This is a genomic window from Candidatus Tisiphia endosymbiont of Dascillus cervinus, assembly GCF_964026405.1.
Taxonomy (GTDB): domain Bacteria; phylum Pseudomonadota; class Alphaproteobacteria; order Rickettsiales; family Rickettsiaceae; genus Tisiphia.
In genome coordinates, this window is sequence record NZ_OZ032146.1 from 1,165,673 (window position 1) to 1,177,912 (window position 12,240).

The 12,240-nt window shown below is 34.0% G+C and carries 12 protein-coding genes and 1 pseudogene; 5 read left to right on the top strand and 8 right to left on the bottom strand.

Annotation, left to right across the window (positions count from 1 at the left end; translation table 11 throughout):
* Nucleotides 1–209: 209 nt before the first annotated feature.
* The 5 genes and pseudogenes from AAGD19_RS05665 (at nt 210) to AAGD19_RS07540 (ending at nt 2,871) form a co-directional block, all read left to right on the top strand.
* On the top strand, nt 210–710 hold the full coding sequence (locus AAGD19_RS05665) for a hypothetical protein (RefSeq protein WP_341747500.1): 501 nt from the start codon (nt 210–212) through the stop codon (nt 708–710).
* Complete coding sequence (locus AAGD19_RS05670; protein ID WP_341747501.1) at nt 701–1,315, top strand: hypothetical protein; 615 nt, start codon at nt 701–703, stop codon at nt 1,313–1,315. Before AAGD19_RS05665 ends, AAGD19_RS05670 begins: the two co-directional genes overlap by 10 nt.
* Nucleotides 1,316–1,354: 39 nt before the next feature.
* A complete protein-coding gene (locus tag AAGD19_RS05675) occupies nt 1,355–1,651 on the top strand; it encodes a hypothetical protein (RefSeq protein ID WP_341747502.1) in 297 nt (98 codons plus the stop codon).
* A complete protein-coding gene (locus AAGD19_RS05680) occupies nt 1,608–2,015 on the top strand; it encodes a hypothetical protein (RefSeq protein ID WP_341747503.1) in 408 nt (135 codons plus the stop codon). The genes AAGD19_RS05675 and AAGD19_RS05680 overlap by 44 nt, the downstream gene beginning before the upstream one ends.
* A 123-nt stretch (nt 2,016–2,138) precedes the next feature.
* Nucleotides 2,139–2,871 (top strand): annotated as a pseudogene (locus AAGD19_RS07540) (HD domain-containing protein).
* A 44-nt stretch (nt 2,872–2,915) separates the two neighbouring features.
* Here AAGD19_RS07540 and AAGD19_RS05690 read toward each other — a convergent pair.
* The 8 genes from AAGD19_RS05690 to AAGD19_RS05725 all read right to left on the bottom strand — a co-directional run bounded on the left by AAGD19_RS05690 (nt 2,916) and on the right by AAGD19_RS05725 (nt 11,987).
* Nucleotides 2,916–4,124 (bottom strand): MFS transporter, encoded by a 1,209-nt coding sequence (locus AAGD19_RS05690; protein WP_341747504.1) that lies wholly within the window; start codon nt 4,122–4,124, stop codon nt 2,916–2,918.
* Nucleotides 4,125–4,555: 431 nt separating this feature from the next.
* Entirely contained in the window at nt 4,556–4,786 is a 231-nt protein-coding gene (locus AAGD19_RS05695) for a hypothetical protein (RefSeq protein ID WP_341747505.1), read from the bottom strand.
* Nucleotides 4,787–5,269: 483 nt separating this feature from the next.
* Nucleotides 5,270–5,767 (bottom strand): NADH-quinone oxidoreductase subunit NuoE, encoded by a 498-nt coding sequence (gene nuoE / locus AAGD19_RS05700; protein WP_341747506.1) that lies wholly within the window; start codon nt 5,765–5,767, stop codon nt 5,270–5,272.
* On the bottom strand, nt 5,764–6,939 hold the full coding sequence (gene nuoD, locus AAGD19_RS05705; RefSeq protein WP_341747507.1) for an NADH dehydrogenase (quinone) subunit D: 1,176 nt from the start codon (nt 6,937–6,939) through the stop codon (nt 5,764–5,766). Before nuoD ends, nuoE begins: the two co-directional genes overlap by 4 nt.
* Before the next feature lie 97 nt (nt 6,940–7,036).
* Nucleotides 7,037–7,420, bottom strand: a complete 384-nt coding sequence (locus AAGD19_RS05710) for a hypothetical protein (protein ID WP_410520808.1) — start codon at nt 7,418–7,420, stop codon at nt 7,037–7,039.
* A gap of 11 nt (nt 7,421–7,431) precedes the next feature.
* Nucleotides 7,432–8,022 carry a signal peptidase II gene (lspA, locus tag AAGD19_RS05715; RefSeq protein ID WP_341748481.1) on the bottom strand — a complete coding sequence of 197 codons (591 nt, stop codon included), beginning with the start codon at nt 8,020–8,022 and terminating at the stop codon, nt 7,432–7,434.
* 334 nt (nt 8,023–8,356) lie between these two features.
* Nucleotides 8,357–9,181, bottom strand: coding sequence for a nucleotidyltransferase (locus AAGD19_RS05720; protein ID WP_341747508.1), 825 nt, complete (start codon nt 9,179–9,181; stop codon nt 8,357–8,359).
* Between the two features lie 466 nt (nt 9,182–9,647).
* Nucleotides 9,648–11,987, bottom strand: a complete 2,340-nt coding sequence (locus AAGD19_RS05725; protein WP_341747509.1) for a WH2 domain-containing protein — start codon at nt 11,985–11,987, stop codon at nt 9,648–9,650.
* Nucleotides 11,988–12,240 lie beyond the last annotated feature (253 nt).

The following is a 12,240-nucleotide window of genomic DNA, read 5'->3' on the forward strand; positions in this document are numbered from 1 at the left end:
GGAGATGTTGCTAAAATATCAACGGAGATCAGAGAGTTATTGACCATCATTCACATATCCCATGCTAGTGAATTATTGGATATTGTTTTTATAGATAAAAAAATATTAGAAATTAATAATAGTTACAATTTAAGAATGCTTGACTAATAATTTAGTATTAGTTTTAATAATAAAATAGTTAACCAAACCCTAATATGGTGAAATATAAAATGACCAATGATTTAGATAATGATGCTTCTAAGAGGAATTTCATTAAAAAAGAGTATGAAAAACTTGAGGGGAGGGTACGTAATGCTACTTCAAGGACGCAATTAGCTTTGATTATAGCTGATGCTGGTAGTTTAGCTTTAATGGCTAGTCAGCTAGGGATAGATATTGGAATACTAGAATTAATAGCAACTGCAGTAAGTAAAACTCTTGATTATGAAACAACTGAGCAAATCCAAGTTGTGGATTTCAATGAGGGCATAAGATTAGCAAAAGAACAAGAAAAAATTGATAGAGAGCATAAAGTTCAAGGCATTTATAAAGCTTTTGATTCTTTTTATGATGATTCTCTTAATAGACAAAGGAAAGATAATGAAAGTTTACACGAAATCTTTGAAGCTACAAAAGCAGGTCGGAAACTTACTGAGGAAGAAAAGCAGAAATTTAGTAAAACACCTGAACAAATAAAAGAAGAAAACGCTCGTGTAAACACATGCGGCTAACTAAAAAGCTAGCTAAAATAGAACGAGAACATCACTCTAATGAAATAAAGAAAATTGAGGAATGTGAGGAACAAGTTAAGCATTTATCAGAGAATCACCCGGAAAGAGTCTTGTTGGCTAATCAGAAAAAACATCATGAAGATTACTGTAATTTAGTTAATAAGAAAATAGATCAGTACAAAGCATACAAGCAAGGAATAAAACAACATGCTTACAATATTTGTCTTAATAAAGAGTTAGCTGAGAACAATAGATGTAACGAAGATGCGGCACAATTTTGGGAGGAAGTATTTCATAAGATATACGATGTTACTCCAGAGGAAATGGCTAAAAAGTTAACTCCAATGGAAAAACAGCCCCAAACTTTTATTACTTCGCCACCTTCGAAAGCTAGAAGTGCATTCTCGTCAAAAAGCCTAGCCGTTCCAATATCGCAACAAGAGTTAGATACAAAACAAATAATTTCTGATTATAAGTTAGAGAAACATATGGGAATATTAAGTGGTAAAGAAAATAAGGACACTCAATTACAAAGAACGAATTCTATAAATCTTAATAACCCAAAGGATAAAGATACTAGCAAAGGTAGAGGTGGAAGAGATTAGCAGAATTAAAGGATTTAAAGATAAATAATAGGTATTATTATGGCAAAATCAACATCACAAAATAAACTTACCTCTGAACATCATCACCGTTGGGGAGAGTACTATTATGGCTTAGCTGCTGATATGGAAGATCAGGATGCACCACAAAGCAAAATAGATGCAAGTTGGAAAATGGCTGCTATGGAATTTTGGTTTGCATTAACTTTAGGTAGTGAAAAAGCTCCTCTCTCCTTGTTTAAGTGTTTTAGACAAGGTGTTGGTGTAGAGAAAGATCCTTATATGAGAGATCTCATTGTATGGTGCAGCACTACAGCTTACACCTCAAGACTGTGCTGATAAGGTTAAACCTGAAAATAAACCAATAATTGCTAAATCTATGCAACCTAAAATCGATGCACTAGTAAAATTAGTAAAAAAGACTCATTCTCAACTTCCTGCTGAGGGAGTGGATCTAAAGGTATTTAATGAGCAAATAACTAAATTCAATCACGCCATCAAACTACCATCAGGCAAGCCAATACAGAGTTGTTTTATTGAAAAAAGTGCTAAAGCTACTTCTAAAGAAAAAGATTTAAAGTCCAAAGCATTAGAATTAACAAAGAATCTGTCAAATCAGAATAAACCAACCACAACTACTATGAACTATGTACCTAGAAAGACTAATAAATCTTCATCTAGAATTGGTTGTATTATCTCATAAATATGTAATTTATACAACAGGATTAAAGAATACGCATCTTTTAAAAATAAAAAATATTAAATGCTTTAAATAGTCGAAATTCTAGTTTATAATGACTTTACCATTAAAATATTATGGTTTTCTATGGAAAAAATTAACTATTGGGATAATTCAAAATACCAGTATTGTGCATATGCTGAGAGGTTGCTTAATAAGTTAATTGTGCTAAATGAAAAAGTAAAGCAACCAATAGACATGTATGAAGTCAAAAAAGGTATCTACTATGCTAAAAAATATCATGGCAGTCAAATGAGGCAGTCCGGTGAACCGTATTACTCGCATCCGATTGAAGTGGCTTATATGCTTGGCCCAGTACACAGCCCTAGAGCTTCCACAATATTTCAGAACAGACATGATTGTGACTGCATTACTACACGACACCATTGAAGATACAACACTTACCGAAAAGATGATTGCCTATATTTTTGGCAGTCAAGTGGCTAGTCAAGTGCAAGACTTGACTAGGGTTAAGCCTCATGGCAAGATTAGTTCAGCGGAAATGGTCGAAATGTTATATAAAGAAAAGAAACATGATGTGCTTTTAGTTAAGTTATTTGACAGATTACATAATATACGAACGGTTAGTGCTAAATCACCGGAGAAAGCTAAAAAGATTATAGAAGAGACCTTACGGTATTTCATAGTTCTAGCAGAATATTTAGGGTTACCTAGCGTATCAAAATTAATACACACATATACTACTATTAATGTATTGACAGATATTGATTTAAATGCAACTAATTTTTCTTATCAAGATAATTACCAGCCGCTTTCTCTAATCTACCAAAATGCATTACACCAAAACTATAACTTATAACCACAGGTATCATTATAATTAATAATCCTATATAGCCAAAAAACTCAACTAAATACACCAGTCCGAATGAAGTTATTATATACATTATAACACGTGATAAAGCATACGAAAAAGATGAATAAGTTAAAACGTCGGAAAATTGATATATGCGTATATGTTATTGGTCTTGCTGGCACATAGTCACAGGCAAATAGCATTATACAACATTGAATAAAAAATATAGTATAATGACTAGATGTTTTTGTTATTAACATTGGGGTAAATAACATAACAATTATAAACAAGCATAGTTTAGCTTTGATGATTTTTGGTGGATAAACTTTATAACTTAAAAAAGTCAATACTAACATTCCTATTAATTGAATTATTGAAACAATAAAATTTTGATGAATGATTTGTTCTGAGCTGAATCCAAAATCTTGCTTAAGAATATTACCACAATAAACATAAGCAAAGTAAAAACATACTGGCCAAGCACAATCCATAAAAAACAAAGCTATTATGTTTTTCCTATCACTATTTTTTTCTACAATTCCTTTCCATATAGGATTAGATTTTAAGTCTTTTTTTGAGTCACCTAAAATATTTTTTACCCGTCTTTTTGCGTCAGCAAAATCAGTAGTTTCCTTTAAAGTTGTTCGGGCTATAACACCTATTATAGCTACCCCTGCTCCAAACCAAAATGCTATACGCCAATTTAAATTATGTAAGGTTGTAAAAGATGCAATAGCTAATGCAAATGTACCACCTAATATAGAAAAGACAGAGGTTAATGCTACTACTGGGTATTGGATAGGTGGTTTTGTTATTTCAGTTAAATATAATTGTGCACCTATAAATTCTCCCATAGATGATAAGCCTTGAAGAATTCGACATATTGTAACTAATATAGTAGCAATGAGTCCAACTTCAGCATAAGTTGGAAGAGTAGCCATCACAAAACAGGATAAAGCCATCATAAAAGTTGTAATAATAACAGTTGCCTTACGTCCAATATTATCTCCTATCCAACCAAATAGCAAAGCCCCAAATGGTCTTAATAAATAAGTAGAACAAAAAGCAAAAGCAGAATAAATTGCTGCAGTATGAGGATGAGGATCGGCTTTTGGAAAAAATAACTCATTTAACAGTACAGCCATATGAACATATAACATCAGGTCAAAATACTCTAAGAACGTTCCTATCGAAAGCAATCCAACAGCTTCTTTTTGTTCTTTCGTTAGGCTTCTTTGTTCTTGCTGATATCCTATCATTTATTCACCTTAATATATTTATTAATACTAATAGATATTGATAATTTGGTTAATTAATAGCAAGAAAAAATAATGCAGAAAATTGAAATAATAAATCTTGGTTGTAACAATATCACGGTTCTATAAACAAATTAGAAGGGAAAAAAGAGATATTGCTAACCATCTGAGGTTAAAGAGATATTGGCTGTCAAAAGTGCATGACATGTTAGTAAATTATTAAAATAAAATACTAACATTGTTGTTATGTGGATCGAATGATTTAAAGAATTGGCTTCGTAAATACTTGCGAGGAATTTGCGTATTCACGTAGTTTATCTATAATTGGTTGCTCACCCATTGTTTATTGTCCCTATTCTTCAAATCTTCGAGTATATTTGCCCTTGAATTCGATATAAGAATTGAGATTATACTTATTATAGATATATCTACCGCTATAAATCTCGTTTATGTTTATCAATCTCTAGGATATCATCATTTTCTAGCCCTTGTTCTATTGCATGTTTTTCAAACATTGATTGCATCATACTAATATCTTGAAAATTTTCTAGATACTCTTCTAGTTTATCAAGCTCAGTCATACAGCTATTCTTATCGCCCTGTTTCAGATGTAATTTGGCTGATTCTACTAGTTGCTGTAATGTACCTAAAACATCCAATTTCATTAGTTCCTTCAGAATCACCTTGCGTAGCATAAATACACCTCTTTAATTATATATCATATTTCTTATGCTATGCTAAGTAGTTTAGATGTCAATAAATAATTATCTTTAAAGAGTGAAAGTTTAAACCAGTAGTGATATTGTTCAAGAATTTATTATTTCAATTTTCGATATTATTTTTTTTGCTATACTCAAATGATTTGAAGAATTGGATTTGAAAATGAATGGTGAGCATGCTAATTTAATTTCTATTGTAATAGGTATACATATAGTACATGAGCATGCGAATCCATGATATTTTCAAAAAACAATTCTTCAAATCATTTGAGTATAGCAATTAACCAAATCATCAATATCTACAACACTAGATATCTTTGGCAAACTTGCTTATGCTGAGGAATTTAAAGAAGCCACGGAATCTTGACCCACAGCGTACTCAAATGTATGTGAGGAGCAGAGGTAGCACGAATAAATTACCAGCAGAAGTCAGGTGAGGTTATCAATTAAATCAGCCATTTTTTTTTCATCTAAGTCCTCAAAGAAATCATCATTAATTTGTACAACTGGTGCATTGACACAAGCTCCCAAACATTCAACTTCTATAAGGCTAAATTTTTTATCACTTGTTAGTTCACCAAAGTTAATACCAAGTTTTTTTTTACAAATAGTTACAATTTTATCGCTACCCCTTAGCCAACAAGGAGTAGTCCCACAAATTTGTATATGATATCGTCCTACTGGCTTTAGATTAAACATGGTATAAAATGTTGCAACTTCATATGCTCGGATGAAAGGTAAATTTAGAAAATTTGCTACATACTCTATGCAGCCTCTTGGTAACCAACCATTCATTTGGCGTTGTGCAAGGTCAAGTAATGGCAGAATAGCACTCTTTTGTTTGTTTTCAGGATATTTCTTAATGATATTTTGGGCTTTTTTTAAGTTCTCATCATTAAAACTGAAATTTAGTGGTTCATCATTCATCGATCAATTTCTCCAAAAACAATATCAAGACTGGCAATAATAGTTACCACATCTGCCATCAAATGTCCTTTTGACATGAAATCTAGACCTTGGAGATGGGCAAACCCAGGGGCTTTAATCCGGCATCTATAAGGCCTGTTTGTTCCATCAGAGTATAAATACACACCAAACTCACCTTTTGGTGCTTCAACAAATTTATATATTTCGCCTTTTGGCACATCATATCCTTCAGTGTAAAGTTTAAAATGATTAATCATGGCTTCCATTGATTCTTTCATTTTTTCTCTTGAGGGTGGTGCAATTCTAGGATCATCGGTTTTAATAGCACCCTTTGGCATTTTTTCAAGACATTGCTGTATAATTTTAAGCGATTGGTACATTTCTTCAATACGAACCAAATACCTATCATAACAATCACCAGATTTGCCAATTGGTATATCAAAATCTAGCTCATCATATACATCATACGGGGTAGCCTTTCTAAGATCCCATGCGATGCCTGAGCCTCTAAGCATTGGACCAGAAAACCCCCAATCCATAGCTTCTTTTTGACTTACTACTCCGATATCTACTAAGCGTTGTTTCCAAATTCTATTGTCATTTAACAGAGTCTCGACGTCTTCTAGTTTTTTTGAGAATTGCTGAACAAAAATATTTATATCTTCTAGTATACCATTTGGTAAGTCCTGTGCAACCCCACCAGGTCTAAAATAATTTGCATGCATTCTAGAGCCGGAGACACGCTCATAAAATTCCATAATTTTTTCGCGTTCCTCAAATAACCATAATAGGGGGGTAGTAGCACCAACATCTAGGGCTTGTGTTGTTATATTCAGTATGTGGTTAAGGATACGAGTAAGCTCAGAAAACATCACTCGAATAAACCCTGCTCGTCTTGGCACGTTGCAGCCAAGCAATCCTTCAACTGCTAAGGCAAAAGCGTGTTCTTGGCACATTGGCGATACGTAATCTAACCGATCAAAATATGGTATAGCTTGTAGGTATGTTTTATGCTCAATTAATTTTTCAGTACCACGATGCAGCAGTCCAATATGCGGGTCTGCTTTATTGATAACCTCACCATCCATTTCTAAAATTAATCTTAATACCCCATGGGTAGCTGGATGTTGTGGACCAAAATTTAACACAACACTTTTATTATTATCACCCACCTTGTTTTAGACCCCGGCAATTGTTAATTTTAATCGAGTATATACCAAAATTTTTGTCCACTAAGTAAAAAAATTATATAATATTAAAATAATAGCATTAATTTTCCATGTCCTCTATTAAAGCTTGCTCTCCATCATTGAGATTTTTTGGAGAATGAATTTTGTGGCTCTTTGTATCTTTTTTTTCGATAGAAGGCAATTCATAGTGAGGGGGAACTTCTAAGGTTTTATTGCGTTGTACCCTATACTCATCAGGACCAGGTGTCACTATACCTATTGTTTCTTTTACTTTTTTATTGCAGGCAGACAATGTTACTAAGGTAGTAAATAACAAAAAAATTATACGCATACTCTTTTGCTTTAAATAATTGGTTTCTGCAAATATTATCGGGGAATTCGCGTACTGACACACCTTATTGTACTGCTTGTACTCGCTCCCCCCTTGTTTGTTTCCCCCATGCTTCAAATCATTTGAGTACATATCAATCCTCTTTATAAATTTATATTTTTCTTAGAATCAAGCTCACGAATCCTATCCGCTTCAGTTTGCAATCGAGCGTGATTATATTCAACATCTTGTTGTTGTTCAACAATTTTCTTGGTCTTATAATAATCATGTAATAAGAATATTGCACCTAATGAAATGAAACTATCTGCTAGATTAAATACCGGAAAACCAAAATCTTTATAGTGAAAATAAATAAAATCAAATACCGCCCCATGAACAAAACGGTCGATCAAATTACCAATAGCACCACCAATGAAAAAACTACAACCAACAAAGCTTGGCATTGTCTTACATTTTAATAAGATATACCACAAATATGCTATAAGGGCAGAGTTAACAACTATAAAAAGTATATTACTATACTGATAATAATTTCGAAGTATCCCAAAACTAATTCCATAATTCCAAATATAAACCATATCTAAAAAGCTGGTTACTTCTAGTGTTAGACCAATTTTACCTCTTAGATAATTTATAAAATACCATTTTACTAATTGATCTATAATTACTAATTTAACAATTATACGACTACTTTGGCGAATAATTAGTAATATTTTCTTAAATATTGATGGTATACGCATATTAGAATTTAATTTTTGATTATATACTCGGTGAACTTCAAGAATTGGCGTCGTCATGTCTAAAGATCGAAGCTGCTCACGTACTAATGTACGCCTAGCAGCTCGACTTTGCTACTGCCTAGCTCTTCTTGAAGTTATACTATTGTCTACCCAACTCTTCATTTACGAGCAGTATACTCTTCTGCTCCTACGAATTGTTTTTTGAAAATATCATGGATTCGCATGCTCACCATTCATTTTCAAATCCAATTCTTCAAATCATTTGAGTATACTTCTATTTTATTAATCCTTTTTAGACAGATCTTTTCAGTCACTATCTTTAATTCCTCTACGCGGTTAATAAGGTAAAGTAATTGTTCTTTACTAATTGTATAATCTTGATCATACCTTGCGTCAACATAAGCATTTCGTAGTAACGTAAAGCACTCTTCTTGCTCAGGAGTTCATGTGGAAATATCTTATAGAGATCGTAATGATGACTTCTAGCCCTATCGCCAAGTCCTAGTATATCATGTGACTTGGCCTTGTAACCAGTAAAAACTAACAGGATAGCATTATAAAAGCTCTCGGTAGCTTGGTGAAGCATAAAGGCTGCATTATTCAATTGTTCTATATCCAAACACAAATGAGCAAGCAATAGAAAGTCCTTAGTTTTTTTAAACCAATATTTGTAATCTTTCTCAGCTATTGGTCTACGTTCCTGCCATGATAGTTCCTTAGCTTCAGATAGTATAAATTCACCACTATCATATAAAAGAATTCCCTCTTTCTTGATATCACTAAAGAAATACTGACCTTTTTCCAGTTGCCTATTTACCAGTTTAATAGGTTCAAGTATCAGAGTAATTGGTGGTTTTTCATCTAATGAGAATTTTTTACCTAGCCTGTTCTCTATCTTATGTTGTAGGTTTATAGCTGGATAGCCGGCATATTCTCCGTTCTTTAAAATCAACAAAAGATCAAAATCACTTTGATACTTATAATAACTAATATCCCCTACCTTCTCTATATCCTCTACCCAATCTCCTCTAGCATAAGAGCCAAATAAGATAATCATTGCTATTTTTGATTTGCCTACATATAGGATTTCTTTAACAATATTATCTAGCTTTTCTTTAATCACTAGTGAACGACTAGGTAAGGTAGTTTTCATAAAGCTATTTTTTTATCCTAGATCAACTAATATACCAAATATTTAAATAATCGACAACAATTTAATCATAAATTATAATCAATAGTTGTTATATGTGTCATAATCAGTAACAATAACATAAGAATTCAGGATAAGAATTAACTAATTCTTATCCCGAATTGGCTTTAATATAAGGAAAGATGCATGCTTAAAGCAGCTAACGCGAATGCATTTTAAACCTTTCTAAAGCTAAAAACATGATTTTAAAAGATTAAAATCATGTTTTTAGCAAAATGGATTGCCACGCTCACGTACGTTCGCTCGCTAATAGACATATACGTCATTGCGAGGAGACCGTAGGTCGACGAAGCAATCTATAATTTCACCGAATTTGGGATAAGAATTAGTTAATTCTTATCCCGAATTCGCGGGAGTAGTATACAAGACATGAGGTAGCCTAGATGTTATCCCAAATTCGCATAAATTACTATACTTCCCTAGAACTAGGCTCTTTTTTGATACCAACTAGTTTGGGGGATGGAGTAGGAGGAAGGGTTTTGTATCCATCTTTTGGAGTCATGGGGAGATTTTCTCCAATAGCTTTTGCTGCTGACTGTAACTTTGGTGGGAATTGTCCTTTTGTCGTATCAACGTTAGCAACAGGGTTAGACGGTAACTCAGCCAATTCTCCTCTATCAAGATTTTCCTTAATCTTCTCTAGCTGCTGGATGACTTCATCTCGTTTTTTCTCCCTATCTTCATCATCCCAAATGTCGTTATCATTAATAAGTTTAATTAGCTCCTTATCATCTTTAACACCAGCCTTATTAATAAGAGTTTTAAGGGTATTCTCATCAACAATCTTTCCCTCAATAAGTTTCACAAGATCAGCATGTTCAGGTTCATCTTCATCAGGAGCAACGACCAAGCTCCTCTTTGCCATAGCCTCCTTAAAGAGATCCTCCACTGGGCTAGGAGATCGAGTAGGTGGTGTTTTTGGTTTTTCCTCTAGTTCTTCTAGTGCTTTATTTCCCCCTGATTCAGATAGATTTTTTTCCCTCATCTGTGCCTTCAGTACCAGTTCAGCCAATAAGTTTTCCCTCTCGTTCCCTTGTCCTTTTGGTGTTGCTACTGTTGCTTTGTCATGATCAGAACCTGACGGCGAAGGCGGTGGAGGTACTGGATAGGTTGTTGTGGGTGCTACCTTTTTAAGTTGTATCCCCGTCCTAATTTCATCCAATAATGCTCCCCTATCTTCTCCTTGTCCTTTCGGTGTTACTACTGCTGCTGCCTTCTGAGCTTGACCTGCCGTAGGTTCTACAGGCGGTGGCGGAGGAGGTGCTGCCATAGCATTTCCTGCTGCTTGCTGAGTGGCACGTAAACCTTCTATCGGAGGAGGTGGAGGTATATTAGCTGTAGGTGGCAACGGTGTGGTGGTACTGGTATATCTCTTCCCACTGCTTGTTGAACATCTTGGTTCTGCAACGGCACAGAATGTGTAGGAGGCGGTGGGGCTTGACGCAGTAGTGTATTTTGGCCCGGTAACGGGAGGAGCTGGAGGTATAATAGCAGCTCCTGCTACTTGCTGCCCCTCTTGGTTCTGCAACGATGGAGGAGATGGTGCTTTACCTTTACCAGGTATGTATGCTTCCCGTTTAGTTTCTTCTCTATGCTGAATATTTTGTGAATCCTGTAATGATGTATGGATAGGGGATGAAAGAGATCTTGTTATAGTGTTTTCCGCTGCTTGATGAATAGTTGGGTTCGGCATCAACGTAGTACGCATAAGTGGGGGAGGTGGTGCTGGGCGTCTAGGTATTATCCGTTCAGGTATTGATGATGACATGGTTTGAGATTGAGCTAAATCTTGGCTTATAGACAATGGCTGTGAAGCAGTAACTGCAGATATAAAAGTGGTTTCAAGCTCATTTCTTAAAGCTTCTACTTTGTCTGACCTGAGCTTTAGTATATCTCTACCTTCAAGTTCTTTTAGTTTTTCCAGTAACTTATTTGTTCTAGCTACTGTTGAATCTTTTATGTTTTTACCAGTGATCTCTAATCCCTCATCAACCCTTTTTAATATTTCATTATTGTGGGTTATGTTATCTTTTAAAATTTGTTCTGGAGTATTTACGAAAACATGCTTGATCTTTGCAGTAATTTTTTTAAGACCGTCTAGCCATGTTGATGGTAATTCTTCCCGCAATTCTGCTAATTCTTTCTTTATTGAAAGAAGTTCTTTAATATTATCATTAGCCTTTACCAACTTAACTAGGTCTTGTTGTACGTGTAACAGTCTTATTCTTTCTTGGTGTAGTGCCTTTGCTTCATCAGCATTATAAACTTGTGGTACAATTTGGCTAAATTTTTCATGAGATATACCCAAATTTACTAAGGATTCTCTTAATCCTTTTACCCGTTCTAGTTGTTTCTCTGATAGTTCTTTGGTTAGGATCTTATCAAATCCTGCTTGTAACTCTGTATCTATAATTTTCTGTAAAGATAAGTTTTTTTTACCTACATCTCTTAATGTATTGTCAACATCTTTGAGTACATCTCTGTTGATTCTTCTCTTTTCTTCAGCCATTTCCTCATCATTTTTTATAAACAGATATTTTACTTGTGTAACAGTATGTACAAACCTTTTAAGCCAAGGTAAAGAAGGGTATTCTTTCTTTAAATCTTTCACTTTCTGTTGTAGATGTCTACTATTTTCTAATTGTTCATTAGCCTTTAAAAGATTCCCTACAGAATTTATTGTATCCAGTAATTTACCTTTTTCCTGTGATAACACGCTTTCTATTTGTTGATCTTTATCTTTCGACATGTAAATACCTCCTTATTAACTCTACTAAAATGTAGGGTAAGCAAAAAAGATGTCATTCCCGCGTAGCTAGCGAAATATACAAAATAGCCTGAAAGGCTATTAAATAATTATGGATTTCCGCTTACGCGGAAATGGCATCTTTTTAGCATTGATTACAACTTTGAAATTACCCTGTGGCATTATGTAAGCAGCTTTAAAGCTGCTTGTCAAATTAATACTTGAATTTTTTAGCATTTAGTACTATCATCTATGT